Raw genomic sequence first — 25,010 nt, 5'->3', positions numbered from 1 at the left:
GCCGACATCACCGGGCCGCGGTGGCGGCGTCGGTGGCGGAGGGGGCGCCGGCACCGCCCCCCTGCGCCGGGAGTGTCGCACGGTCGCCGCATTCGGGCGGCTCGATGCTGATGCGCGGCAGCCTGCGGTCCAGCCACGCGGGCAGCCACCAGTTGGCGCCGCCGAGCATGTGCATCAGCGCGGGGACCAGCAGCGTTCGCAGGACGAAGGCGTCGAGCGCGACGGCGGACGCGAGGGCGATGCCGAACATCGCGATCAGCCGGTCACCGCTGAGGACGAACGCCAGGAAGACGGAGATCATGATGACGGCCGCCGAGTTGATGACCCGGCTGGTCTCCGCCAGCCCGACACGGACGGCGCGGCGGTTGTCGCCGGTCTCCAGCCACTCCTCGTACATCCGGCTCACCAGGAAGACCTGGTAGTCCATGGAGAGCCCGAAGAGCACCGACACCATGATCACGGGGAGGAACGGCTCGATCGGGCCCGCGCGGCCCAGGCCTAGCAGCTCGCTGCCCCAGCCCCACTGGAAGACGCCGACGACGACGCCGAAGGAGGAGGCGACGGCCGCGAGGTTCATGACGGCGGCCTTGACCGGGATCCCGATGGACCGGAAGCCCAGCAGCAGGAGGGCGCAGCCCAGGGTGATCACCACCGAGACGAACAGCGGTAGTTTCCCGATGATCACCTCGGCGAAGTCGTCGAAGGAGGCGGTCACACCACCGACGTGGGCCTCCATCGAACTGCCCCGCGCGGCCCGCGGTATGACGTCCCGGCGCAGCCTGTCGACGAGGTCGCTGGTGGCGCGGGACTGGGGCGCGGAGTCCGGTACGACGGTCAGGACGGCGGTGTCGGCGCTCCGGTCGAACACGGGCGGGGCGGCCGAGGCCACGCCCTTCGTGGTGCGCAGCGCCTCGGCCAGCCGGTCGACGGCGATCCGGTCGCCGGCGCCGTCGAGCCGGGCGACGACGGTGAGCGGCCCGTTCGTCCCGGGGCCGAACCCCGGGGCCGGCGACCCGGGCGCCGCATCCCGCGACGGGCTTCCCGCCAGCAGGTCGTAGGCCTTGCGGGTGGTGGAGGCGGCAGGGTCGTTGCCCTGGTCCGAGGTGCCGAGGTGCAAGGAGGCGGTGGGGAGCGCCAGTACCACCATCACGGCGGCGGCGAGGAGTCCGAGCAGCTTGGGGTGGCGTTCGACGAAGGCGGACCACCGGGCGGCGAACCCGGCGGCCGCCTCGGGCCGCGGTCCCTGCGCCGCAAGCCTGCGGCGCTCGCGGCGCGAGAGGGCGCGCGGGCCGATGACCGAGAGGAGGGCGGGGAGCAGGGTGACCGACGCGGCCACGGTGAGCACCACGGTGAGGGAGGCCGCGATCGCGACGCCGTCGAGGAAGTCGAGCCGCAGCACCAGCATGCCGAGCAGCGCGATGCAGACGGTGGCCCCGGCGAAGACCACGGCGCGGCCGGTGGTGGCCACGGCGTGTGCGGCCGCCTCCTCGACGGGCAGGCCGCGGCCGAGGCCCTTGCGGTGCCGGGTGACGATGAACAGCGCGTAGTCGATGCCGACTCCGAGGCCTACGAGCGTGCCCAGCATCGGGGCGAAGTCGGCGACGGGCATGACGTGCCCGAGGAGGGTGGTCCCGGAGTAGGCGGTGCCGACGCTGACCAGGGCGGTGGCGATGGGCAGCAGGCTCGCGGCGAGGGAGCCGAAGGCGAGGAAGAGGACGACGGCCGCGATGACCACGCCGACGGCCTCGGCGTAGTGGGCGCTGGGCGTCTGCGTCAGGGCGATGGCGCGGCCGCCGAGTTCCACCTGGAGCCCGTCGCTCTGCGTGGCCGGGTTCTTGGCCGCTCGGACCACGGCCTCGGCCTGGGCCTTGGGTACGGAGTCGGCCGGCCGGTCGAAGGTGACGACGGCGTAGGCGGTGCGCCCGTCCGGGCTGATCTGCGCGGCCTGACCGGGGTGGGGGCCGTAGGGGCCGGCGACCGATCCGACGCCGGGCAGGCGTGACACCGCTTCCAGTGCCGCCGTCATCCGCTGCCGGACGGCGGGGGTGCGGGCCGTCTGGTGGTCGGGGGTCCGCCAGACGATGGTGTCGGTGTCACCGCCCTGGCCGTGGAAGCCTTCGCGCAGGAGGGTGGTGGCCCGGCCGGACTCGGTTCCGGGGACCTCGTAGTCGTTGGAGAACGCCGGTCCGGCGGCTCCGGCGGCGACTGCCGTCCCGGCGAGGGCGAGCAGCCAGATCAGGACGGTGGCCAGGCGGTGCCGGACGCACCACCGTGCGATTGCTGCCAACGGACGTGCTCCCTGTGGTTCGGATCTTCACGGGAGACGGCCCGTCGCAAAGAACGCCTGAACGTGTGAAGGTCCGGCCGAAGTTCTGAACTTCGCCGGTTCTGGCTCGCGCCTGCGCCGGGGCCTTACAGTCCACCGTCGAGGATCGCAGCGGTTCGTGATCGTTGGTCCCTTTCGTGCGCATCGTCACAGGGGGCCGGAGCCGGAGCCGGGCCGCTCTGCCGGGACACCTCACCCGACGGCGCTTCGGCCCGGTAGCCGGGGATCGAGGGCCAGCGGACCGTGAGGACCACCGTGTCCTCTTCCGCGTACCAGGAGTGGTCGACGCCCGGGCCCCAGACGACGTAGTCGCCCTGTTCGGCGAGGACGACGCTGCGGCCGGGGAACTCCAGCCGGAACCGCCCGCTGATCAGCACCTGGAGGGCGGTGCGCTCTTCTGCGGTGACCCACTGCGCCCGCTCGTCGCCCTTGGGGTGGACGCCCCACTTGATCTCCACGTCCTCGCTGTGGCGGGGGTCGCCGGGCGCCTTGAAGTGCCCGAGGAGCCAGCCACGGTCGGCGGCGGCATCGGGGGCGGCCTTGCCGGTGTAGACGGCGGGGGCGGAAGCGGCGGGCGTCGAGTGGTCGTTCACGGGGCGAGGTTAATGCAGTTGTGCGGGACCGGCGGCGGGTGGTGGGCTGGGCGGATGGCGACTGCGATGGACCGTGACGACCTGTTGAAGGTGCGTGCCCTGTACGACGCTCAGATGCGCCGTGACGCACGGCCCGACTCGGCCCTGGCGCGGGTCGAGCGGGTGGGCTCCGTCGTCCGGCAGACGGTGCCCGGGCTGCTCGGCTGGAACGGCGTGCTCTGGTCGGAGTTGGACGAGGGGAACGCGGACGCCGAGATCGCAGCGCAGATCGCGCACTTCGGGCAGCACGCGCGGACCGGGCAGCCGGCGGGCTTCGAGTGGAAGCTGTACGACTACGACCGCCCGGCCGACCTGGCGGACCGGCTGCGCGCCGCGGGCTTCGTGCCCGAGCCGCCCGAGACCCTGCTGGTGGCCCGGACGGACGCTCTGGCCGGGCTTCCGGTGGAGCCGCCGGAGGGGATCACGCTGCGGGTGGTGGCGGACGAGGCGGGGGTGGACCTGCTGATGGAGGCCCACGCCCGGGCCTTCGGCGTAGAGCGCCCGCGCATCCGCGAGCAGGTCCTCACCCTGCTGCGGGAGCGGCCCGAGACCATCGAGGCCGTGGTCGCGATGGCGGGTGACACACCGGTCAGCGCGGCCCGGATGGAGATGGTCCCGGGCTCCTCCTTCGCGGGCCTGTGGGGCGGCGGCACGGCCCCCGAGTGGCGCGGCCGCGGCATCTACCGCCTCCTGGTCGCCCACCGCGCCCGCCTGGCGGCGCGCCGCGGCATCCCGTACCTCCAGGTGGACGCTTCGGCCGACAGCCGCCCGATCCTGGAGCGGCTCGGCTTCCAGGTTCTGGGGACGACGGTGCCGTACGTGTGGCAGGTCTGAACGTGGCAGGTCTGACGGCCCGCCAGGGGAACCCCGGAGGAAACTGCCTTCCGTCCGCGGTCCCCCGCGCGGCAAGATCCGTACATGGAACGCATCCCACCCTCCCCGATCGCCGATGAGCGCGAGAGTCTGCGCGCCCACCTCGACTTCCACCGAGCCACCCTCGCCATGAAGTGCGAGGGCCTTTCCGACGAGGACCTGCGCCGGCCGGCGTCACCGCCCTCGACCATGTCCCTGCTGGGCCTCGTACGGCACATGGCCGAGGTCGAGCGGCAGTGGTTCCGCCGCACGGCCGGCGGCGCCGACGTACCGCACGTGTGGTCGGACCGGCACGACTTCCAGGCCGCCTACGACGCCTCCTCCTCCACCCGCGCCGAGGCGTTCGGGGCCTGGGAGGCGGAGGTCGAGCACTCGCGCGCCGTGGAGGCCGCCGCCGACTCCATCGACGTGCGCTTCTACGTCCCCAGGTGGGAGGCGGAGGTCACGCTCAGGCACTTGATGCTGCACATGATCCACGAGTACGCCCGCCACAACGGCCACGCCGACTTCCTGCGAGAGGCGATCGACGGCACTGTCGGCGTCTGATCCCCCTACCGCTATAGCCGCTGGGCATTAGGGTAGCCTTACCTAAGCCGCTACCACGGGGGGACCCCAGCATGCGCAGCACGGACGACGCGGAGCTCTACCGCGACAGCTGGGGCATCCCCCACCTCCGCGCCGGCGACCACCTCGGCCTCGCCCGCGCCCAGGGCCGCGTCACCGCCCTGGACCGGGCCTGGCAGATCGAGGTGGAGCGGCACCGCGCCCAGGGGTCGAGCGCCTCCTTCCTCGGCCCCGGGGCCGTCGCCTGGGACCGCTTCGCCCGCCAGGCCCGGCTCGACGACACCGCGCGCCGCTGCCACGACGCCCTCGACCCGCAGACCGCCGCCTGGGTACGCGCCTACGTCGACGGCGTCAACGACGGCCTCGCCGAAGGCGCCGCCCGCGACGAGCGGTTCGCGCGCACCGGGCACGGCCCCGCCCCCTGGGAGCCGTGGGTCCCGCTCTCCATCTGGATCGCCACCCACATCCTCTTCGCCGGTTTCGCCACCAAGCTCTGGCGCGAACGCGTCGCCCGCGCCCTCGGCGACGACGCCGCCACCCTCTTCGCCACCGACGGCCCCGGCACCGCCGGCAGCAACGGCTGGCTGGTCCCCGGGGAACGCACCGCCACCGGAGCGGCGATCATCGCGGGCGACCCCCACCGGTTCATCGAGGACCCGGGCGTCTACCAGCAGATACGTCTCTCCTGCCCCGAGTACGACGTCCTCGGCCTCGCCGTCCCCGGCGTCCCCGGTCTCGCCCACTTCGGCCACACCGGCAGCGCCGCCTGGGCCATCACCAACGCCATGGCCGACTACCAGGACCTGTACGTCGAGCAGTTGCGCCCGGCCGCCGACGGTGACGGCACCGAGGCGCTGGGCCCGGACGGCTCCTGGGAGCCCGTCCACCGGCACACCGAGACCATCACGGTCGCCGGCGCCGACCCGGTCACCGTCGAGGTGCTGGAAACCGCGCGCGGCCCGGTCATCACGCACACCCCCACGGCGCAGCAGACGCTGTCCCTGCGCTACCCGCCCCGCGTCCGCCGCGACCTCGGCTTCGCCGCCCTCCCCGCGCTGCTGCGCGCCCGCACCGTCACCGACATCGACCACGCCCTCGACGGCTGGGCCGAACCCGTCAACGTGGTCCACGCCGCCGACACCGACGGCGGGCTCCTGCACCGGGTCGCCGGAGCCGTCCCGCACCGCGACCCCGCCAACCGGCTGCGCCCGGTGCCCGCCTGGGAGGCGCGGTACGCCTGGCAGGGCTGGGCGCAGCCCCCCGCCGAACCGGTCCAGGGCTTCGCCGTCATGGCGAACGCGCGCGGCATCGCCTCCCCTCTCGGCGTCGAGTTCGCGCCGCCGCACCGCGCGAACCGCATCCGCGAGCTGCTCTCCGGCTCGGCCGACTGGTCCCCGGCCGCGATGGCCGACGTACACCGGGACACCCACCTGGCCTCGGCGGAACCCCTTCTGGCCCTGCTGCCCGGGCTCGAAGGCCTCTCCCCCGACGCGGAGCGGCTGAGGGAACGCCTGCTCGCCTGGGACCGGCACATGGCGGCCGACTCCACCGACGCCACCGTCTTCTCGGCCTTCCGGACCGCGACCGTACGCCGCTTCGCCTCCGACCCCGTCTTCGCCGGCCTGGCCGACGCGCCCGCCGCCCCCGAGGTGTTCCACCCCTGGCTGCACCTGGTCCCGCGCGTCGGCTACGCCCTGGAGGGCCTGCTCACCACCTCCCTCCTGCCCGCACTGGACCGCGCCGCGCACGTCCGCGCCGCCCTGGAGGAGACCGCGGCCGCGCACACCACCGACACACCGTGGTCGGAGGTCCACCGGCTGGCCCCGTGGTCGGCGCTCCCGGACCCGGACGCCGAGTGGCCCGGCCTCGGCGGCGACCACGACTGCGTGAACGCCACCAGTTCCGTCCCCGGCCTCACCGACCTCGCCGCCCGCGCGTCGGCGGCCCGCTACGTGTGGGACCTGGCCCGGCGCGAGGACAGCCTCTGGGCGGTTCCGCTGGGCGCGGACGGCGTCACCGGCTCCCCGCACCACCGCGACCAGCTCCCCCTGTGGGCGCGCTGCGAACTCGTCCCCGTCGTCACCGACTGGGCCCGACTCACCAAGGAATCCGCATGACCGCCTCCTCCGGCGCTCCCGCCACCCGGCAGCCCGTGTTCATCCGCGCCGTCGAGGGCTTCGGCACCGTCACCCTCACCCCCGTCGACCCGGCCGCCGACTCGGCCCTGATCCACAGCTGGGTCATCGAGGAACGGGCCCGGTTCTGGGGCATGGCCGAAGCCGGCCGCGAGCTGGTCCAGGAGATCTACGAGGACGTCGACCGGCGCACCACCCACCACGCGTTCCTCGTCCGCCGCGACGGGGAGCCGGTCGCGCTGTTCCAGACGTACGACTGCGCCGAGGACCGGATCAGCGAGTGCTACGAGGTGCAGCCCGGAGACGTCGGCATCCACCTGCTGCTCGGCCCCGCGCAGGGCGCTCCGGAACACGGGTTCAGCGCGACCCTGGTGAGCGTCCTCACGGCGTACGTGTTCGAAGGCTGCGGCGCCCGCCGCCTGGTCGGTGAACCGGACGCCCGCAACGGCAAGGCCATCGCCTTGCTGGAGCACTCGGGCTTCACCATCGGCCCCGAGATCGAGCTCCCCGAGATCGACCTCCCGGAGGTCTTCCTCCCGGCGAAGAAGGCCCGTCTCGTCTTCCTCACGACCCCGTAGTCCGCCGACGGAGCGATTCTGTACGGGTGTTGTACGGGTTCACGGTGCGTCAGCGCTCCGCCAATCGGGGATGTCTGCGCCATGGCACACACCAACAAGCCCCTGCGCAACGCCTCTTGGGTGGTCATCGGCGCCCTGGCCAAGCACTATCGCAAGCAGACGCCGTTTACCCAGGTGACGCTGGCCGAGCACCTGTTCATCGACCCGGAGACCATCGCCTCGATGGAACAGGGCCGCCGCCTGCTCCAGCCGAAGATGGCGGCGGTCCTGGACAAGCTGTTCAACACCGGCGGCGCGTTGACCGTCGCCCTCGCGGAGGTCCCGAGGCGGGAGCGGTACCCGGCCTTCGCGATCGACTTCATCACGCACGAGCGCGACGCGCAGAGCCTGTTCTCGTATGAGAACTCGGTCATCCCGGGACTGCTGCAGACGCCCGAGTACGCGGCGGCGGTATTCGGCTGCCTGTATCCGCCGCTCACCCCCGAGGAGATCGAGGTGCAGACGGCGACGAGGCTAGGCCGCCAGTCCCTGTTGGACCGCAAGCCGTGGCCGCCGATGATGCACCACATCATCGAACAGTCCGTGCTGGAACGTCCCGTCGGCGGCAAGGAGGTGCTCCGTGCCCAGCTCCGTCACCTGCGCGAACTGGCCGATCTCTCCTACCCTGGGCTCCAGATCATGCCCATGGGGCAGGGCGACCATGCCGGCCTTGACGGGCCCATGGTTCTGTTGGAGACCGACGACCACGACCAGCTCGCCTACATCGAAGGCCAGCGCGTCAGCTTCCTGCTGGACGACCCCGAAGAGGTCCATCCGCTCACCCTCAAGTATGGGATGCTGCGGAACCAGGCGCTGTCCATGGAGGACAGCAAGCGCCTGCTGGATGACCTGCTAGGAGAGTCATGACCCACGCCTTGGCCTGGTTCAAGTCGAGCTACAGCGGCAGCGAAGGTGGCAACTGCCTCGAAGTCGCCTACCACTGGCACAAGTCGAGCTACAGCGGCGACGCGGGGGGGCGACTGCGTCGAGGTCGCCGCGCACCCCGCCGCCGTGCACGTCCGGGACTCCAAAGTGAGCGACGGGCCGGTCCTGACCGTCTCCCCCGCCACCTGGATCGCCTTCGTCTGCGACGCGGCAAACTGACCGTTCCGATTGACCGTGTGATTCAGGCCACGCCAGACTGATCCCCACTCAGACCAGTTCCGCTGGGGGGAAATTGACCAGCCAGAATCTGCACATCGGACCGAATTCCGCAGCCGACCGCTACCGGTTGCTCCGATCCATCGGGCGCGGCGGGGAGGCCGTGCTCTACCTCGCCGAGATCGAACTCGCGGGCGGCCGCGAACCGGTGGTCGTCAAGGTGCTCGACTCCAAGACGACCATCACGCCCGACGTCTTCGACCGGATCAGCCAGAAGTGGAACGAACAGGCCGAGCTGCTCCGCTTCGTCCACCGCCCCGGTGTCGTCGGGGTGCGGGAGCACTTCGAAGGGCCGCCGATCCACCGCCCCGGGGAGTCCGGGACCCTGACCGGCCGGGCCCTCGTCCTCGTCATGAACCACGTCGACGGGCTCGACCTGCGCGACTGGCGGGCCGAGCGGACCCTCACCACCGCCGCCGAGCGCCGCGAGGTCATGCGCACGCTGGAGCAGCTGGCCGACGTCCTGGACTGGCTGCACTCGGGCAAGGCGACCCCCTCCGGGCGCCAGGTCATCCACGGCGACCTCTCCCCCGGCAACGTCATGGTCGACGCCCACGGGCAGGCGACCCTGGTGGACTTCGGCCTGAGCAAGCTCACCGCCGACCACCAGACGGCCGAGGTCTGGTTCACCCCGGGCTACGCGGCCCCCGAGGTCTTCGACGGCAAGCGGACCCCGGGCACCGACCGGTACGCCTTCGGGGCCATCGCTTACTTCCTGCTCAGCGGGGAATCGCCGCCCTCCTCGCCGGAGCAGCTGGCCCGGGCCGTGCAGGCGCTGCCGCAGATCGCGGTGCTGGATGCCGAGCAGCGGAACCGGATCACCTCGATCTACGCCTACGACCCCGCCGAGCGCCCGGTGAGCCTGACCGGGTGGATGAAGGACGTCCGGCACGCGGTGGTGTCCACGACCGGCTCCACCTCCCAGCGGGCCACGGCCGCCCAGGACGCGGTCCCGCCCAGGCCGGCGGTGGCGCCGGTCGTCCCGCCGCAGCCCGCCACACCGCCCGCCGCCACACCGTTCGCCGCCGCACCGCCCGCCGGGTACGCGCCCACGTACCCCCTGCACTCGACGCCACCCCCGGAGCCGGCGCGCAAGAAGAAGCGGACCGGGCTCGTCCTGGGCTCGGTGGCCTCCGTGCTGGTCATCGCCGCGCTGGCGGTGATCGGCGTACAACTGCTCCAGAACAAGGACGGCAACGCGCGGGACCGGACGGCCGCGGACAGCAAGGCCGACAGCACCGCCTCGGACGAGGCCACCGCGCAGGAGTCCGCGACGCCCACCCCGTCGGAGAGCGAGAGCGAGGCGGCCACGGCCGACCCCACCGCGTCGGGTACCAAGCCGGTGGGCGTCGCGGCGGACATCAAGGCCGCCGACCTGACCGTCATGACGCCCGTGGACTCGCTGGGCGACTTCACGGTCGGCGCGGCGAAGATCAACACCAAGCAGTACGGCGCGGCTTTCATCGCGGACCTGGGCTGCAACGGCGACGCGATCGCGGAGTTCGACCTCAACCGGGAGTGGAAGTCGCTGGACTTCACGGCCGGGATCGATGACGGCTCCACCCACGAGAAGGGCCGCGTCAGCATCTCGCTCGACGGCCGGCCGGCCGCCTTCTCCGAGCTGGTCGAGCTCGGCAAACCGATCACCAAGAAGGTGGACGTGAACGGCGCCCTGCGGCTGCGCCTCAAGGTGGACGCGGGGTGCGACATGGGCAAGGTCGTCATCGCCGCCCCGCAGCTGACGCGCTGACGCCCTGACCTTCTGACACGCAAGAAGGCGGCCCCGCACCGGTATTCCGGGGCGGGGCCGCCTTTCACCTGCGGTCGTACGGGGGTCTACTCCGAGACGCCCAGGCGTTCCAGGATGAGCTCCTTGACGCGAGCAGCGTCCGCCTGGCCGCGGGTGGTCTTCATGACCGCGCCGACCAGGGCGCCCACCGCGGCGATCTTGCCGCCGCGGATCTTGTCGGCGATACCGGCGTTGCCCGCGATGGCCTCGTCCACGGCCGCGCCCAGCGCGCCCTCGTCCGAGACGACCTTGAGGCCGCGCTTTTCGACGACCTCGTCCGGGGTGCCCTCGCCGGCGAGGACGCCCTCGATGACCTGTCGGGCCAGCTTGTCGTTGAGCGAGCCCTCGGCTACCAGCGCCGCGACCCGGGCGACCTGCGCCGGGGTGATGGGCAGCTCGTCCACGGAGACGCCCTGCTCGTTGGCGTTGCGGGCCAGCTCGCCCATCCACCACTTGCGCGCGGCGGCCGAGTCGGCGCCCGCCTCGACCGTGGCGACGATGGAGTCCACCGCGCCCGCGTTGAGGATCGACTGCATGTCGTGCTCGCTGACGCCCCACTCCTCGCGGAGCCGGTTGCGGCGCACGCGCGGCATCTCGGGCAGGGTGGCGCGCAGTTCCTCGACCCAGTCGCGGGCCGGGGCGACGGGGACCAGGTCGGGCTCCGGGAAGTACCGGTAGTCCTCGGCGTTGTCCTTGATGCGGCCGGCCGTGGTGGAGCCGTCCTCCTCGTGGAAGTGCCGGGTCTCCTGGATGATCGTGCCGCCGGAGGAGAGGACCGCCGCGTGGCGCTGGATCTCGAAGCGCGCCGCCCGCTCCACGGAGCGCAGCGAGTTGACGTTCTTCGTCTCCGAGCGGGTGCCGAACTTCTCCGTGCCGTTCGGGCGCAACGACAGGTTCACGTCGCAGCGCATCTGGCCCTTGTCCATCCGGGCCTCGGAGACACCGAGGGCCTTGATGACCTCGCGCAGCTCGGCGACGTACGCCTTGGCGACCTCGGGGGCCCGCTCGCCCGCGCCCTCGATGGGCTTGGTGACGATCTCGATGAGCGGGATGCCGGCGCGGTTGTAGTCCAGCAGGGAGTGGGACGCGCCGTGGATACGGCCGGTGGCGCCGCCGACGTGCAGCGACTTGCCGGTGTCCTCCTCCATGTGGGCGCGCTCGATCTCCACGCGGAAGATCTCGCCGTCCTCCAGCTGGACGTCCAGGAAGCCGTTGAAGGCGATGGGCTCGTCGTACTGGGAGGTCTGGAAGTTCTTCGGCATGTCCGGATAGAAGTAGTTCTTCCGGGCGAAGCGGCACCATTCGGCGATCTCGCAGTTCAGCGCGAGGCCGATCTTGATCGCGGATTCGACGCCGATCGCGTTGACGACCGGGAGCGCGCCGGGCATGCCGAGGCAGACCGGACAGGTCTGCGAGTTGGGCTCGGCGCCCAGCTCGGTCGAGCAGCCGCAGAACATCTTGGTCTTGGTGCCGAGCTCGACATGGACCTCGAGGCCCATGACGGGGTCGTACGACGCGAGGGCGTCCTCGTACGACAGCAGTTCGGTGACGGTCACAGTGAAACTTCCCTCTCAGCCCAGCAGGACGTCGTCGTCGCCGAGGCGCTTGAGCTCGCGGTACAAGATCGCGAGCCCGGTGACGATGGCGGCGGCGGACACAACGGCGTCGACCAGCTTCAGCGTGTCGTTCTCGGTGCGGGCCTTCTTGGCCTGCTTGATCACGCTGATGGCACCGAAGGCGGTGGTGCCGATCGACAGGTACGTACCGGACTTGGACTTCTTGAAGCCCTTGGCCTTGGACAGTGCGCTACCACTCACAGCGACGGAGCCTCCTCGAGCAACGGGTGACCCCAGCGCGCGGTGAAGGCGGCCTCGACGGCGGCACCGACCTTGTACAGCCGGTCGTCCTTCATGGCGGGGGCGATGATCTGCAGTCCGACCGGCAGGCCGTCCTCCGGTGCCAGGCCGCAGGGGAGCGACATGGCGGAGTTGCCGGCCAGGTTGGTCGGGATGGTGCACAGGTCGGCGAGGTACATCGCCAGCGGGTCGTCGGTGCGCTCGCCGATCGGGAAGGCGGTGGTCGGGGTCGTCGGGGAGACGATCACGTCGACCTGTTCGAAGGACTTCTCGAAGTCCTTCGAGATCAGCGTGCGGACCTTCTGGGCGGAGCCGTAGTACGCGTCGTAGTAGCCGGAGCTGAGCGCGTACGTGCCGAGGATGATGCGGCGCTTGACCTCGTCGCCGAAGCCGGCTTCGCGGGTCAGGGCGGTGACGTCCTCGGCGGACAGGGTGCCGTCGTCGCCGACGCGCAGGCCGTAGCGCAGACCGTCGAAGCGGGCCAGGTTCGAGGAGGCCTCGGACGGGGCGATCAGGTAGTACGCGGCCATGGCGAGGTCGAAGGAGGGGCAGTCCAGCTCGACGATCTCGGCGCCGAGCTCCTTGAGGAGCTCGACCGACTCGTTGAAGCGCTGGACGACACCGGCCTGGTAGCCCTCGCCCGCGAACTGCTTGACCACGCCGACGCGCATGCCGGCGACGGAGCCGTTGCGGGCCGCTTCGACGACGGGCGGGACGGGGGCGTCGATGGAGGTGGAGTCCATCGGGTCGTGGCCGGCGATGACCTCGTGGAGGAGCGCGGCGTCCAGGACCGTACGGGCGCAGGGGCCGCCCTGGTCGAGGGAGGAGGAGAAGGCGACCATGCCGTAGCGGGACACCGAGCCGTACGTGGGCTTCACGCCGACGGTGGCCGTGACGGCGGCGGGCTGGCGGATGGAGCCGCCGGTGTCCGTGCCGATGGCGAGGGGCGCCTGGAAGGCGGCGAGGGCCGCGGCGGAGCCACCGCCGGATCCGCCGGGGATGCGGGTGAGGTCCCACGGGTTGCCGGTGGGGCCGTACGCGCTGTTCTCGGTGGAGGACCCCATGGCGAACTCGTCCATGTTGGTCTTGCCGAGGATGACGACGTCGGCTTCCTTGAGCCTGCGCGTCAGGGTGGCGTCGTAGGGCGGGATCCACCCTTCGAGCATCTTCGAGCCGACGGTGGTCGGGATCCCGACGGTCGTGAAGATGTCCTTGAGCGCGAGCGGTACGCCGGCCAGCGGGCCGAGCTTCTCGCCGCGCTCGCGCTTGGCGTCGACGGCGCGGGCCTGGGCGAGGGCGCCTTCGCGGTCGACGTGGAGGAAGGCGTGGACCTTCTCGTCGGTCGCCTCGATGCGGGCCAGGTGGGCCTCGGTGACCTCGACGGCCGTGAGCTCGCCGGAGGCGATCTTCTCGGCGGTCTCGGCGGCCGTGAGCTTGATGATGACGGTGTCAGCCATGGTTGTTAGTCCTCCCCCAGGATCTGCGGCACCTTGAAACGCTGCTGCTCCTGGGCGGGAGCGCCGGAAAGCGCCTGCTCGGGGGTGAGCGACGGACGGACCTCGTCCGCGCGCATGACGTTGGTCAGCGGCAGCGGGTGGGAGGTCGGCGGGACGTCTTGGTCGGCGACCTCGGATACGCGGGCGACCGCGCCGATGATGTCGTCGAGCTGTCCGGCGAAGTGGTCGAGCTCTTCGCTCTTCAGTTCCAGACGTGCCAGCCGAGCGAGGTGGGCGACCTCCTCGCGCGTGATGCCAGGCATGCAGCGATCCTCTGGGGGTGGTGAGTGTGTAGGTTTCGCTGCCAATCCTATGGGGCGGGAGGCCGGAGCCACTAAACGGTTTGCCGCCGGGGGCCTCCGGCGGAGGGGGTACGGGCCGGCTGCGGCGCCGCGCCGCGAGCGGCCCCCGGGCTGGGCCCGGGGCTCCCCGGGGCTCCGCCCCGGCCCCCGCGCCTCAAACGCCGGCGGGGCTGAAATGTCCCGGCTGGACCGGGTGGGCCTCGGCGGGGGCCGGGTGAACCTCATGGCGGGACCGGGGGTGGGCCTCCGCCGGACCGGGTGGGCCTCCGGCAGGGCCGGATGCCCGCCGGAGGGGCATGGTGGGCCCCCGGCGGGCCCGGGGGCCTCCGGCGGGGCCGGGGGGTCAGGACGCCTGGGATTCCTTGGCGGCCGCGGCGGCGAGTTCGGCCGTGATGTCCGCCGGGCGGCGCCAGCCGCGTTCGCCGCGGGCCAGGAGCCAGGCCGTGGCCTCCTGCGGCGGCATGGCGGCGGCGACCAGCCAGCCCTGGACGGCGTCGCAGCCCAGGTCCCGCAGGCGCTCCCAGGTCTCGTCGTCCTCGACGCCCTCCGCGACGACCAGCAGGCCCAGCGAGTGCGCGAGGTCCACCGTGCACCGCACGATCTCGGCGTCCTGGGCGTCCACGGCCAGCCGCGCCACGAACGAGCGGTCGATCTTGAGCTCGCTGACCGGCAGCCGCCGCAGATGCACCAGCGAGGAGTAGCCGGTGCCGAAGTCGTCCAGGGACATCTTCACCCCGTGGCCGGTCAGCCCGGCCATGGTGTCCGCCGCCCGCTGCGGGTCCTCCAGCAAGACGTGCTCCGTTATCTCCAGCTGGAGGCCGCTCGCCGGGACGCCGTGCCGGGCGAGTCTGGCGGCCACGGCTCCCGCGAAACCGGGGGTGTGGACGTCGCGCGGTGAGACGTTCACGGCGACCGGCACCTCGAGGCCCTGCGCGCGCCAGCGCGCCACCTGGGCCAGCGCCGTCTCCAGGACGTATTCCGTCAGGTGCGGCATGAGGCCGGAGGTCTCCGCGATGGCGATGAACTCGTCCGGGGAGACCCGCCCCCGCTCGGGGTGGACCCAGCGCACGAGCGCTTCGAGGCCGGCCACCTTTCCGTCGAAGCGGACTTTCGGCTGGTAGTGGAGTTCGACCTCGCCCGCGTCGAGCGCCCTGCGGAGGTCTCCGAGGAGGCCGAGCCGGTCGGGCGTGTTGCTGTCGCGCTTGGACTCGTACACCTCGACGCCGGTGCGGTCCCGCTTGGCCTGGTACATGGCGACGTCGGCGCGGCGCAGCAGGCCCTCCGCGTCCAGGGCGTGGTCGGGGAAGACGGCGAGGCCGGCGCTGGCCTCCAGGACGAGGGTGAGGCCGTCGAGGTCGAGCGGGGAGCTGAGCTCGGAGACCAGGTGCCGGGCGACCCGCTGGGCGCTGGTGGTGGAGTCGGCCAGGGGCAGCAGGACGGCGAACTCGTCACCGCCCAGGCGCGCCGCCTCGGCGTCCGGCGGGAGCGCCTGGCGCAGCCGCTCGGCGATCTGGAGGAGCAGCCGGTCCCCGGCGAGGTGGCCGAGGGTGTCGTTGACGGCGCGGAAGCGGTCGAGGTCGATGAGGACGAGGGCGGAGCGGGTGCCCAAACGTTCAGCCTCGTCCAGCGCCGACCAGGTGCGCTCCAAAAGCCACTGCCGGTTCGGCAGGCCGGTCAGCGGGTCGCGCAGCTGTTCCTCGGCGCGGGCGCGGGCGATCCACAGGGTGGAGTCCAGTGCGATGAGCGGTACGGCGAACAGCGGCAGCAGTACCGGCTGGTTGGAGGCGACGACGCAGATCAGCGGGGCGATGCCGAGCAGGGCGGCGGCGACCAGGGCCTGGCGCAGCAGGGCGGTGCGGGCAACGGTGGGCAGTCCGGCGCCGCGCGGGGCGAGCGCGAACCACAGCACGATCCGGGTCACCAGCAGGTAGGTGAGGGCGACGATGACCACTTCGGGGATCGCCGCCAGGTCCCACGTGCCGGGCAGCCAGGGGGTTTCCACGGTCGGCGTCTCGCCGAAGGCGGCCAGGGCGAGGGCGCCCGCGCCGATGCCGAGGATGTCGGCGGAGCCGTGCAGCAGGCCTTGCCGCCAGCGGTGGCGGCGGGCCGCGCCGACGAGCGAGACGACGGCCAGCGAGACCAGTCCGGCGGGGACCCATCCGTAGAGGAGGAGGACGCCGAGTGTGAGCGCGGCTCCCGAGCCGGTGCCGCCCCACCAGCGGTCGCGGCCGAGCGCCACGAGGTGGCCGACGATGACTCCGGTGAGCAGGGCCAGCGCCCAGCCCACGGGGCCGCCGGGGAACAGGGCGTGACGGTCGGTCAGGGCGGAGACCACGCCTGCGGCCAGTACGGCGACGGCAAGGCCGACGACGGCGAAGGGCAGCACGGTGCGCCCCTGTACGTCATCCGCGGCCGCCCCGGTGTCGAGCGTGCGTGTCCGCGGCGTCCTGGCACGCAGGAGACCGAGCCGGCCCGTCCGCACGGGCGGGGGTTCCCCGCCTGATTCGGGTGACGGGTCGGCGCTTTCGGTGGGTTTCATGCCCGTCCCTCTCACAGCCGGCGATGCCGATGTCACGCGATGGCCCCTGTGTCATGCCATCACGGCTGACAGCGCATCAGGCAGCCGTGCACGACAGGCGCACCCCTCAACAGTAGGACGCCAAAGGCTCCCAGGGGCAGCGGTCGGCGGTGGTTGCCCGAATGCGACCCAGCCATCCTCATCAGTACGGTATCCGCCGAACGGGCGAGTTTGGACCAGGACAACCGGGGTCACCCATCCGATGATCCGACAGCTCATGGGCCTGCCACCAGCCTTGTACCGGCCGTTTACCACTGGGAGCCGCGCCGGGCGTGCGCCCGCCCGTACGGCCGCACGCCACGCATCCGTTCGTCTACACCGCTATCCCGGAAGGACGTTCATCCGGTTGTCACTCCGATTCGGTGGCGCCGTCCACCGGCAGGGCTGCGGCGCGCGCGGCATCGGGCCCCTGCTCCAGCAGCACCTCGAAACCCGCGTCGTCGAGCACCGGGAGCTTCAACTGCACGGCCTTGTCGTACTTCGAGCCCGGGTTCTCGCCGACGACGACGAAGGACGTCTTCTTCGAGACGGAGCCGGTGACCTTGGCTCCCCGGCTCTGCAAGGCCTCCTTCGCGCCGTCCCGGGTGTGGTTCTGCAGCGTGCCGGTGACCACGACGGTCATGCCCTCCAGCGGGCGCGGTCCCTCGGCTTCGCCGGAACCTTCCTCCTCCATCCGGACACCGGCCGCACGCCACTTGCGCAGGATCTCCTGGTGCCACTCGACGGCGAACCACTCCTTGAGGGAGGCGGCGATGATCGCTCCGACCCCGTCGGTGGCGGCGAGTTCCGCCTCGGTGGCCTGCTCGATGCGCTCGATCGAACGGAATTCGCGGGCGAGGGCCTCGGCGGCGACGGGCCCGACGTGGCGGATGGACAGCCCGTTGATGATGCGGGCCAGGGGCCGGTCCTTGGCCGCTTCGATGTTCTGGAGCATCGCCAGGGCGTTCTTCTTCGGCTCGCCCTTCTGGTTGGCGAAGACCGTGACGATCTTCTCCTCGCCCGTCTTCGGGTCGCGCTTGGGCAGTCCGCTGTCCTGGTCGAGGACGTACGCCTTGATGGGCAGCAGGTCCTCGATGGTGAGGGTGAACAGGTCCCCCTCGTCCAGCATCGGCGGGGAGGCCGGCTCCAGCGGCCGGGTCAGCGCGGCCGCGGCGACCTTGCCGAAGTTCTCGATGTCCAGGCACTGGCGGCCGACCAGGTAGAACAGCCGCTCGCGCAGCTGCGCGGGGCAGGTCTGCCCGTTGGGGCAGCGCAGGTCGATGTCGCCTTCCTTCATCGGCCGCAGCGGCGTACCGCACTCGGGGCACTCGGCGGGCATCACGAACTCCCGCTCGGTGCCGTCCCGCAGGTCCACCACCGGGCCGAGGATCTCGGGGATGACGTCGCCCGCCTTGCGCAGCACGACCGTGTCCCCGATGAGCACGCCCTTGGCCTTGACGACCTCCTGGTTGTGCAGCGTCGCGAACTCGACCTCCGAGCCGGCCACGGTCACCGGCTCGACCTGGGCGTAGGGGGTGACGCGCCCGGTGCGGCCGACGCCGACCTTGATGTCGACCAGCTTGGTGTTGACCTCTTCGGGGGCGTACTTCCAGGCGATGGCCCAGCGCGGGGCGCGCGCGGTGGAGCCGAGCCGGCCCTGGAGCGGGATCTCGTCGAGCTTGACGACCACGCCGTCGATCTCGTGCTCCACGGAGTGCCGGTTCTCGCCGAAGTAGGAGATGAACTCGCGTACCTCTTCGAGGGAGGCGACCACCTTGTTGTGCCGGGCGGTCGGCAGGCCCCACTCGCCGAGCAGGCCGTACGCCTGGGACAGCTTGTCGATGTCGAAGCCCTCGCGGGCGCCGATGCCGTGGACGACCATGTGCAGCGGGCGGGTCGCGGTGACCTTGGGGTCCTTCTGGCGCAGCGAACCGGCCGCCGCGTTGCGGGGGTTGGCGAAGGGCTTGTCGCCCGCCTCGACCAGGCGGGCGTTGAGCTCCTCGAACTTCTCCATGGGGAAGAAGACCTCGCCGCGGATCTCCACCAGCTTCGGGATCCGCTCGCCCTTGAGGCGGTCGGGGATCTCGGCGATGGTGCGGACGTTGGGCGTGATGTCCTCACCGGTGCGGCCGTCGCCGCGGGTGGCGGCGCGGGTGAGGCGGCCGTTCTCGTAGGTGAGGTTGACGGCGAGGCCGTCCACCTTGAGCTCGCACAGGTAGTGGTAGTCGCCGGTGTTCACGTCCCGGGCCACCCGCTCGGCCCAGGCCGCCAGTTCCTCGTCCTCGAAGGCGTTGTCGAGCGAGAGCATGCGCTCGCGGTGCCGGACGGAGGCGAAGTCCGTCTCGTACGCCCCGGCCACCTTCTGGGTGGGCGAGTCCGGGGTGCGCAGCTCCGGATACTCCTCCTCCAGTGCCTCCAGCGAGCGCAGCAGCTGGTCGAACTCGGCGTCGCTGACGACCGGCTGGTCGTTCACGTAGTACCGGAAGCGGTGCTCCTCGACCTGCTCGGCGAGCAGGGCGTGCTGTTCGCGCACCGCCGCCGGTACCGTCGTGTCGCTTGCCTGCTTCTGTTCGGCTGCCATGCCGTGTCCTCCCGTGGCCCGTCTCGACCGTCACTCAGGGTTGTCGGCGAGCGACCTCGCCGCTCTGACGCAGTGCGCCTGTGCCGCGCGGGCGTAGGCGGGCGAGGCGCCCGCCAGACCGCACGACGGGGTGACCACGACGGACTCGGCCAGAGTCCCCGGGGCCAGCCCCAGCCTGCGCCAAAGCTTCCTGACACCCATGACGCTACCGCCCGGGTCTGACAACGGGGCGTCGGTGCCCGGCACCACTCCGGCGAAGAGTTTCAGGCCGTCCTCGACCGCTTCCCCGATGGCGTCGTCCTCGCGCTCGGTGAGCAGCGAGAAATCGAACGACACGCCCGTGGCGCCCGCTCGGCGCAGGAGGCCGAAGGGGACCTCGGGGGCGCAGGAGTGGACGATCACCTCGCCGCCCCCGACGGAGTCCGTGACGGCGAACAGCTCGCGGAGCGTGCCCTCGACCACCTGCCGGTCGACCGCCCGGTAGGTGCGGTAGCCGCTCGCGGAGCGGACGCGGCCGAGCAGGACGGCGGTCAGCGAAGGCTCGTCGAACTGGAGCACGATCTCGGCGCCGGGTACCCGCCGCTGTACGTCGGCCAGGTGCTCGCGCAGGCCCTCGGCGAGGGATCCGGCCAGGTCACGGCAGGCACCCGCGTCCTGGAGCATGGCCTCGCCGCCGTGCAGTTCCAGGGCGGCGGCCAGGGTCCACGGGCCGACGGCCTGGATCTTGAGCTTGCCCCGGTACCCCTGGGTGAACTCCTCCAGGGCGTCCAGGTCCTCCCCGAGCCAGGACCGGGAACGCCTGGTGTCGCGGCCGGGGCGGTCGCTGATGCGCCAGCCGCTGGGTTCGACGTGGGCGTACATCTCCACGAGGAGGCCGAGGGTGCGGCCGATCATGTCCGCGCCGGGCCCGCGGGCGGGCAGCTCGGGGAGGTACGGGAACTCCTCGAAGGAGCCGGTGGCGGTCTTGGCGGCCTCGCGGGCGTCGCCGCCGGGCAGCGACCCGACGCCGGTGGCGTTCGCGGTCATCGGCCGGGCCTCACGGACAGGTCGTTGACCTCGGCGTCGCGGGGCAGGTCGACGGCCATGACGATGGTGGTGGCCACCGACTCGGGGTCGATCCAGGCGGCGGGGTCGTACTCCTTGCCCTCCTGCGAGTGCACCTTGGCCTGCATGGGGCTGGCCGTGCGGCCGGGGTAGACGGAGGTGACGCGGATGCCGTGGGGCTTCTCCTCCGCGCGCAGGGAGTCGGCGAGCGCCTTGAGGCCGTGCTTGGAGGCGGCGTACGCGCTCCAGTCGGCGTGGGCGCTCAGTCCGGCGCCGGAGTTCACGAAGACCACGGTGGCGTGCGAGGCGCGCAGGGTCGGCAGCAGCAGCCGGGTGACCTCGGCGGGGGCGATGAGGTTCACGTTGAGCTGCTGGTGCCAGGTCTTGGGGCGCAGCTCGCCGACGGGGCCGAGGTCCACGATGCCGGCGATGTGCAGGAGGGAGTCGATCCGCTCGGGGACGGCCTGCTTGGAGAACGCCCAGGAGAGCCGGTCGGGGTCGGCGAGGTCGCCGACGAGTGCGCGGGCCCCGGGGTAGCGGTCGGTGAGCTGCCTGGCGCGGCCGGCGTCGCGGGCCAGCAGGACGAGGTCGTCGCCGCGGGCGTGCAGGCGGGCGGCGACGGCGGCGCCGATGCCGGATCCGGCACCGGTGATCAGGTGAGTAGCCATACGGTCATGCTCGCACCCCGCCGGACCCCGCCCCGCCCCTCCTCAGAGTCCGGCCGCCTCGCGCAGCCCGGCGGCGGTCTTGCGGGCGTCGTAGCCCGGCGGGACGCCGTCGACCAGGATGATCTCTCCCGGGATGTGGCGGGTGCGGAGCGGGACGAGGGCCTGGTAGGCGGGCGAGGCGTACCAGGCGCGGGCGCGCTCGATGTCCGGGAAGCCGATGACGACGAGCGTGCCGGGGAAGGTGCCTTCCATGACCTCCACTTGTGCTCCGTGGACGAGGAAGCGGCCCTCGAAGGGATCCATGGTGGCCTGGATCTCCTCGATGTAGCGCAGGATCTCCTCGTTCATCGTCCCGGGACGTATGTGGCCGATGGCGTACGCGGTCATGGCTGTCTCCCTTGCCGGCTGTCGCGGGTGGCCCGGGCCCGGGCCGTCGGGTCGATCCTGCCGAACGGCGTCCGGGAGGGCGATTACCCCGGAGGTCATGCCTCCACGAGGGCCGGGCGGAAGGTGCGCCGGTAGGCGATCGGGGAGATGCCCAGGGCGGCGCGCATGTGCTGGCGCAGGGAGTTCGCGGAGCCGAAGCCGGAGCGGTGGGCGACCAGGTCGACGGGCAGGTCGCTCGATTCCAGCAACTGCCGTGCCAGGTCGAGGCGCTGGCCGGTGAGCCACTGGACCGGGGTCATGCCGACCTCGTCGCGGAAGCGCCGGGTGAAGGTGCGCAGGCTCATCCTCGCGTGCGCGGCCAGCTCGGCCAGGGTGAGGGGCTGGGAGAGCCGTTCCAGGGCCCAGGCGCGGGTGGCGGTGGTGGTGGCGACGGTGGGCTCGGGGACCGGCCGGTCGATGTACTGGGCCTGGCCGCCGTCGCGCCACGGCGGTACGACGCACAGCCGGGCGGCGCGGTTGGCGACGGCGGTGCCGTGGTCGGCGCGGATCAGGTAGAGGCAGAGGTCGATGCCGGCGGCGACCCCGGCGGAGGTGAGGAGGTCGCCGTCGTCGACGAAGAGCACGTCCTCGTCGAGCTTGACCCGGGGGAATGCCCGCTGGAACTCCGGCGCGTGCACCCAGTGGGTGGTGGCGGGTCGGCCGTCGAGCAGCCCGGCGGCGGCGAGCACCTCCGAGCCGGTGCAGATGGACACGATGCGGGTGCCGGGGCGGATGGCCGCGAGGGCGTCCGCGAGGGGCTCCGGCAGGGGTTCGCCGCGCAGCAGCCCCGGCATGGCGTGGGTCGGCGGGACGATCACGGTGTCGGCCGCGGCGAGGGCTTCGGGGCCCGCCGAGACGCCGATGGTGAAGCCCGCGTCGCTGGCTACGGGCCGGCCGTCCGCGGTACAGACGGTGACCTCGTAGAGGGCGCTGCGGTCCTCGGCGAGGGCGTTGCCGAAGACGCGCGAGGGCATGCCGAGCTCGAAGGGGGCGACGCCGTCGAGGGCGAGTACGGCTACACGGTGCATGGCCAGATTCTGTCACATGGTGGCCGTCCGGCCATCACCATGAGGGTCGGGGGGCGGCCAAGCTGGTGCCATCGGCCGGTAGAACCGGCGCAGAGCGCAACCAAGGAGACATTCATGCGTGCCGTCGTCGTCAGCCAGTGGGGTGGACCCGAGGTTCTCACCGAGGTCGAGACCGAGCGGCCCGAGCCGGGTCTGAACGAGGTCCTCGTGCGGGTCCACGCGGCCGGCGTGAACCCGGTGGACTTCAAGACCCGGGCCAGTGGCGCCCTCATCGGCTGGGGCGAGGTCCCGATGGTCGGCTGGGACGTCTCCGGCACCGTCGAGGCGGTCGGCCCGGGCGTGACGCTGTACCGCGCGGGCGACGAGGTCTACGGCATGCCGAACTTCCCGCGCCAGGCGGGCGGCTACGCCGAGTACGTGGTCGCCCCGGCCCGGCACTTCGCGCGCAAGCCCGCCTCCCTGGACCACGTGCAGGCTGCGGCCCTGCCGCTGGCCGCGCTGACCGCCTGGCAGGCGCTGGTGGACACGGCCGGGGTCGCCGAGGGTCAGCGGGTGCTGATCCACGCGGCGGCCGGCGGCGTCGGCCACCTGGCGGTGCAGATCGCCAAGGCCCGCGGCGCGTACGTGATCGGCACCGCCAGCGCCGCCAAGCACGAGCTGCTGCGCGAGCTGGGCGCCGACGAGGTGATCGACTACCGGACCACCGACTTCGAGGACGCCGTCCGCGGTGTGGACGTCGTGCTCGACGCGGTCGGCGGGGACCACGGGCAGCGCTCGCTCAAGGTGCTCAAGCAGGGCGGCCACCTGATCACCCTGCCGGGCCCGGACGGCCTGCCGCAGGACCCGCAGGGCGTGCACGCCGCGTGGATGCTCGTGGAGCCGGACCACCGCGGCCTGCTGGAGATCGCCGCGCTGGCCGACGCGGGCAGGCTCCGCGTGGTCGTCGACACCGTCCTGCCGCTGGAGCAGGCGGCGAAGGCCCACGAGATCGGCGAGCAGGGCCGCACCACCGGCAAGATCGTCCTGACGGTGGCCTGAGCCGGCTCGGGCCGGGGCCGGGGCCCGGCCCGGGGCCGGTCAGACGCTCGCGGCGGCGCGGGTGGTGGTGGCGATGGTGGCGGAGCCGACCACGCGCGTGCCGTCGTAGAGCACGATGGCCTGGCCGGGGGCCACGCCGCGCACCGGCTCCGTGAAGGAGACCCGCAGCTCGCCGTCCACGACTTCGGCGTGGACCTCGCTCTCGCCGCCGTGGGCGCGCAGCTGCGCGGTGTAGGTGCCCGGGGCGGCGGGGGTGGAGCCGCACCAGCGGGGACGGATGGCGGTGAGGGCGCTCACGTCGAGGGCCTCGGCGGGGCCGACGGTGACGGTGTTGTTGACCGGCGAGATGTCGAGCACGTAGCGCGGCTTCCCGTCGGGGGCGGGGTGCCCGATGCGCAGGCCCTTGCGCTGGCCGATGGTGAAGCCGAAGGCGCCGTCGTGGCTGCCGACCTTCTCGCCGGTCGCCCCGTCCACGATGTCACCCTCGGCCTTGCCCAGACGGCTCGCGAGGAAGCCCTGGGTGTCGCCGTCGGCGATGAAGCAGATGTCGTGGCTGTCGGGCTTCTTCGCGACGGCCAGGCCCCGGCGCTCGGCCTCGGCGCGGATCTCGTCCTTGGTGGTGAGCGTGTCGCCGAGCGGGAAGAGGGCGTGGGCGAGCTGCTTCTCGTCCAGGACGCCGAGGACGTAGGACTGGTCCTTGGCCATGTCGCTGGCGCGGTGCAGCTCGCGGGAGCCGTCCGGGTTCTCCACGACGGTGGCGTAGTGGCCGGTGCAGACGGCGTCGAAGCCGAGGGCGAGGGCCTTGTCGAGCAGCGCCGCGAACTTGATCTTCTCGTTGCAGCGCAGGCACGGGTTGGGCGTGCGGCCGGCCTCGTACTCGGAGATGAAGTCCTCCACGACGTCCTCGCGGAAGCGTTCGGCGAGGTCCCAGACGTAGAAGGGGATGCCGATGACGTCGGCGGCGCGCCGGGCGTCGCGGGAGTCCTCGATGGTGCAGCAGCCGCGGGCGCCGGTCCGGAAGGACTGCGGGTTCGCGGAGAGGGCGAGGTGGACGCCGGTCACCTCGTGCCCGGCTTCGACCGCGCGGGCCGCGGCGACGGCGGAGTCCACACCGCCGGACATGGCGGCCAGGACGCGAAGGGGGCGGGGGGTGCGCGGCAGGTTCTCAGTCATAGCACCGTCCAGGGTACGGGGGAACCGCCCGGGGTCACAGCGCGTTGTGAGGAGCGGGGGGTGGATCACATGGGGAGCAGGGGCAGGACCCGCAGGGCCGTGCTGTTCGGCGGGCTCGGGATCTTCGCGGTCGCGGCGCTCGCCGGACGGGAGGAGCTCGGGCGCGCGTGGTGGCTGCTGCCGGGGGTGTCCCGGCCGCGCGAGGAGGGGGCGCTGGACCACGCGGGCGCGAGCTGGACGGCGGCCTCGCCGGCGAACTGGCGGATGGCGGACCGGCCGGAGGACTACCGGGTGGACCGGATCGTCATCCATGTCACACAGGGCAGCTTCGACACCTCCGTGGACGCCTTCAAGAACCCGTGGCACAAGGCGTCGGCGCACTACATCGTCCGCCAGGACGGGCATGTGGAGCAGATGGTGCGCGAGCTGGACGTGGCCTTCCACTCCGGGAACCGCTCGATGAACGAGCGCAGTGTCGGCATCGAGCACGAGGGCTTCATAGACCGGCCGCAGGACTTCACGGACGCGATGTACGCGGCGTCGGCCCGGCTCACGGCGGACGTCTGCCGCAGGTACGGCATACCCGTCGACCGAAGACACGTCCTCGGCCACAGCGAGGTCCCGGGCACCGACCACACGGACCCGGGCCCCCTGTGGGACTGGGACCGGTACCTGCGCATGGTCCGCGAGGCGGGCCCGGGCACCGCCTAGTGCTGTGACCGGGAAGGTTCACCGGGTCACAGC

General features: G+C 72.3%; 20 protein-coding genes and 2 pseudogenes. 9 read left to right on the top strand and 13 right to left on the bottom strand.

Going from position 1 to position 25,010, the window contains the following annotated elements; all coding sequences use genetic code 11:
• Window positions 1-7: 7 nt before the first annotated feature.
• Window positions 8-2,287 (bottom strand): MMPL family transporter, encoded by a 2,280-nt coding sequence (locus IE207_RS09395; RefSeq protein WP_190183542.1) that lies wholly within the window; start codon window positions 2,285-2,287, stop codon window positions 8-10.
• Between the two features lie 245 nt (window positions 2,288-2,532).
• A pseudogene (locus IE207_RS09390) lies at window positions 2,533-2,919 on the bottom strand (cupin domain-containing protein); the annotation flags it as partial.
• A gap of 66 nt (window positions 2,920-2,985) precedes the next feature.
• Between IE207_RS09390 and IE207_RS09385 the strand changes: the two are divergent.
• The 7 genes and pseudogenes from IE207_RS09385 to IE207_RS09355 all read left to right on the top strand — a co-directional run bounded on the left by IE207_RS09385 (window position 2,986) and on the right by IE207_RS09355 (window position 10,058).
• Window positions 2,986-3,792, top strand: a complete 807-nt coding sequence (locus tag IE207_RS09385; RefSeq protein WP_190183541.1) for a GNAT family N-acetyltransferase — start codon at window positions 2,986-2,988, stop codon at window positions 3,790-3,792.
• An 84-nt stretch (window positions 3,793-3,876) separates the two neighbouring features.
• Window positions 3,877-4,377 (top strand): DinB family protein, encoded by a 501-nt coding sequence (locus IE207_RS09380; protein ID WP_190183540.1) that lies wholly within the window; start codon window positions 3,877-3,879, stop codon window positions 4,375-4,377.
• A gap of 71 nt (window positions 4,378-4,448) precedes the next feature.
• The gene (locus IE207_RS09375; RefSeq protein WP_190183539.1) at window positions 4,449-6,512 is read left to right on the top strand and encodes a penicillin acylase family protein; all 2,064 of its coding nucleotides are present in this window, start codon (window positions 4,449-4,451) and stop codon (window positions 6,510-6,512) included.
• Window positions 6,509-7,108 carry a GNAT family N-acetyltransferase gene (locus IE207_RS09370; protein WP_190183538.1) on the top strand — a complete coding sequence of 200 codons (600 nt, stop codon included), beginning with the start codon at window positions 6,509-6,511 and terminating at the stop codon, window positions 7,106-7,108. The genes IE207_RS09375 and IE207_RS09370 overlap by 4 nt, the downstream gene beginning before the upstream one ends.
• 81 nt (window positions 7,109-7,189) lie before the next feature.
• Entirely contained in the window at window positions 7,190-8,014 is an 825-nt protein-coding gene (locus IE207_RS09365; protein WP_190183537.1) for a helix-turn-helix domain-containing protein, read from the top strand.
• Window positions 8,011-8,251 (top strand): annotated as a pseudogene (locus tag IE207_RS09360) (DUF397 domain-containing protein). The gene IE207_RS09365 and the pseudogene IE207_RS09360 overlap by 4 nt, the downstream one beginning before the upstream one ends.
• Before the next feature lie 73 nt (window positions 8,252-8,324).
• Entirely contained in the window at window positions 8,325-10,058 is a 1,734-nt protein-coding gene (locus IE207_RS09355; RefSeq protein ID WP_190183536.1) for a protein kinase domain-containing protein, read from the top strand.
• An 86-nt stretch (window positions 10,059-10,144) separates the two neighbouring features.
• Here the strand turns inward: IE207_RS09355 and gatB are convergent, their stop codons facing one another.
• From gatB to IE207_RS09305, 10 genes are all read right to left on the bottom strand, one after another.
• Window positions 10,145-11,653: an Asp-tRNA(Asn)/Glu-tRNA(Gln) amidotransferase subunit GatB gene (gatB, locus tag IE207_RS09350; protein ID WP_190183535.1), complete on the bottom strand. Its 1,509-nt coding sequence runs from the start codon at window positions 11,651-11,653 to the stop codon at window positions 10,145-10,147.
• 15 nt (window positions 11,654-11,668) lie between these two features.
• Window positions 11,669-11,914 carry a hypothetical protein gene (locus IE207_RS09345; RefSeq protein WP_136214541.1) on the bottom strand — a complete coding sequence of 82 codons (246 nt, stop codon included), beginning with the start codon at window positions 11,912-11,914 and terminating at the stop codon, window positions 11,669-11,671.
• The gene (gatA, locus tag IE207_RS09340) at window positions 11,911-13,410 is read right to left on the bottom strand and encodes an Asp-tRNA(Asn)/Glu-tRNA(Gln) amidotransferase subunit GatA (protein WP_190183534.1); all 1,500 of its coding nucleotides are present in this window, start codon (window positions 13,408-13,410) and stop codon (window positions 11,911-11,913) included. The genes IE207_RS09345 and gatA overlap by 4 nt, the downstream gene beginning before the upstream one ends.
• 5 nt (window positions 13,411-13,415) lie before the next feature.
• Entirely contained in the window at window positions 13,416-13,712 is a 297-nt protein-coding gene (gatC, locus tag IE207_RS09335) for an Asp-tRNA(Asn)/Glu-tRNA(Gln) amidotransferase subunit GatC (RefSeq protein WP_007266718.1), read from the bottom strand.
• Between the two features lie 382 nt (window positions 13,713-14,094).
• On the bottom strand, window positions 14,095-16,290 hold the full coding sequence (locus tag IE207_RS09330; protein ID WP_190183533.1) for a putative bifunctional diguanylate cyclase/phosphodiesterase: 2,196 nt from the start codon (window positions 16,288-16,290) through the stop codon (window positions 14,095-14,097).
• Between the two features lie 388 nt (window positions 16,291-16,678).
• Window positions 16,679-18,889: an NAD-dependent DNA ligase LigA gene (ligA, locus tag IE207_RS09325; protein ID WP_190183532.1), complete on the bottom strand. Its 2,211-nt coding sequence runs from the start codon at window positions 18,887-18,889 to the stop codon at window positions 16,679-16,681.
• A 30-nt stretch (window positions 18,890-18,919) separates the two neighbouring features.
• Window positions 18,920-19,915, bottom strand: coding sequence for a methionine synthase (locus IE207_RS09320; protein WP_190183531.1), 996 nt, complete (start codon window positions 19,913-19,915; stop codon window positions 18,920-18,922).
• Window positions 19,912-20,601: an SDR family oxidoreductase gene (locus IE207_RS09315; protein ID WP_190183530.1), complete on the bottom strand. Its 690-nt coding sequence runs from the start codon at window positions 20,599-20,601 to the stop codon at window positions 19,912-19,914. Before IE207_RS09315 ends, IE207_RS09320 begins: the two co-directional genes overlap by 4 nt.
• Before the next feature lie 42 nt (window positions 20,602-20,643).
• Window positions 20,644-20,988, bottom strand: coding sequence for a DUF1330 domain-containing protein (locus IE207_RS09310; protein WP_190183529.1), 345 nt, complete (start codon window positions 20,986-20,988; stop codon window positions 20,644-20,646).
• A gap of 95 nt (window positions 20,989-21,083) precedes the next feature.
• Window positions 21,084-22,055 (bottom strand): GlxA family transcriptional regulator, encoded by a 972-nt coding sequence (locus tag IE207_RS09305; RefSeq protein ID WP_190183528.1) that lies wholly within the window; start codon window positions 22,053-22,055, stop codon window positions 21,084-21,086.
• Between the two features lie 114 nt (window positions 22,056-22,169).
• On the opposite strand from IE207_RS09305, the gene IE207_RS09300 reads away from it, so the two are divergent.
• Window positions 22,170-23,093, top strand: coding sequence for an NADP-dependent oxidoreductase (locus IE207_RS09300; RefSeq protein WP_190183527.1), 924 nt, complete (start codon window positions 22,170-22,172; stop codon window positions 23,091-23,093).
• A 39-nt stretch (window positions 23,094-23,132) separates the two neighbouring features.
• On the opposite strand, the gene mnmA is transcribed toward IE207_RS09300, so the two are convergent.
• Entirely contained in the window at window positions 23,133-24,266 is a 1,134-nt protein-coding gene (gene mnmA, locus IE207_RS09295) for a tRNA 2-thiouridine(34) synthase MnmA (RefSeq protein WP_190183526.1), read from the bottom strand.
• Between the two features lie 69 nt (window positions 24,267-24,335).
• Here mnmA and IE207_RS09290 point away from each other — a divergent pair, with 69 nt between their 5' ends.
• Window positions 24,336-24,977, top strand: a complete 642-nt coding sequence (locus tag IE207_RS09290) for an N-acetylmuramoyl-L-alanine amidase (protein ID WP_190183652.1) — start codon at window positions 24,336-24,338, stop codon at window positions 24,975-24,977.
• Window positions 24,978-25,010 lie beyond the last annotated feature (33 nt).

This window comes from Streptomyces cirratus, assembly GCF_014650775.1.
GTDB lineage: Bacteria > Actinomycetota > Actinomycetes > Streptomycetales > Streptomycetaceae > Streptomyces > Streptomyces cirratus.
Note: the sequence above shows the minus strand (reverse complement) of the source record. Positions and strands in the feature narration are given on the sequence as shown.

Bases quoted from the DNA above. Each gene is read 5' to 3' on its own strand.
- IE207_RS09380 (WP_190183540.1), top strand. From the start codon at position 3,877: ATGGAACGCATCCCACCCTCCCCGATCGCCGATGAGCGCGAGAGTCTG.
- IE207_RS09305 (WP_190183528.1), bottom strand. From the start codon at position 22,055: ATGCACCGTGTAGCCGTACTCGCCCTCGACGGCGTCGCCCCCTTCGAG.
- IE207_RS09385 (WP_190183541.1), top strand. From the start codon at position 2,986: ATGGACCGTGACGACCTGTTGAAGGTGCGTGCCCTGTACGACGCTCAG.
- gatA (WP_190183534.1), bottom strand. From the start codon at position 13,410: ATGGCTGACACCGTCATCATCAAGCTCACGGCCGCCGAGACCGCCGAG.
- IE207_RS09315 (WP_190183530.1), bottom strand. From the start codon at position 20,601: ATGGCTACTCACCTGATCACCGGTGCCGGATCCGGCATCGGCGCCGCC.
- IE207_RS09370 (WP_190183538.1), top strand. From the start codon at position 6,509: ATGACCGCCTCCTCCGGCGCTCCCGCCACCCGGCAGCCCGTGTTCATC.
- IE207_RS09330 (WP_190183533.1), bottom strand. From the start codon at position 16,290: ATGAAACCCACCGAAAGCGCCGACCCGTCACCCGAATCAGGCGGGGAA.
- mnmA (WP_190183526.1), bottom strand. From the start codon at position 24,266: ATGACTGAGAACCTGCCGCGCACCCCCCGCCCCCTTCGCGTCCTGGCC.
- IE207_RS09290 (WP_190183652.1), top strand. From the start codon at position 24,336: ATGGGGAGCAGGGGCAGGACCCGCAGGGCCGTGCTGTTCGGCGGGCTC.
- IE207_RS09300 (WP_190183527.1), top strand. From the start codon at position 22,170: ATGCGTGCCGTCGTCGTCAGCCAGTGGGGTGGACCCGAGGTTCTCACC.
- IE207_RS09310 (WP_190183529.1), bottom strand. From the start codon at position 20,988: ATGACCGCGTACGCCATCGGCCACATACGTCCCGGGACGATGAACGAG.
- ligA (WP_190183532.1), bottom strand. From the start codon at position 18,889: ATGGCAGCCGAACAGAAGCAGGCAAGCGACACGACGGTACCGGCGGCG.
- IE207_RS09365 (WP_190183537.1), top strand. From the start codon at position 7,190: ATGGCACACACCAACAAGCCCCTGCGCAACGCCTCTTGGGTGGTCATC.
- IE207_RS09320 (WP_190183531.1), bottom strand. From the start codon at position 19,915: ATGACCGCGAACGCCACCGGCGTCGGGTCGCTGCCCGGCGGCGACGCC.
- IE207_RS09375 (WP_190183539.1), top strand. From the start codon at position 4,449: ATGCGCAGCACGGACGACGCGGAGCTCTACCGCGACAGCTGGGGCATC.
- gatC (WP_007266718.1), bottom strand. From the start codon at position 13,712: ATGCCTGGCATCACGCGCGAGGAGGTCGCCCACCTCGCTCGGCTGGCA.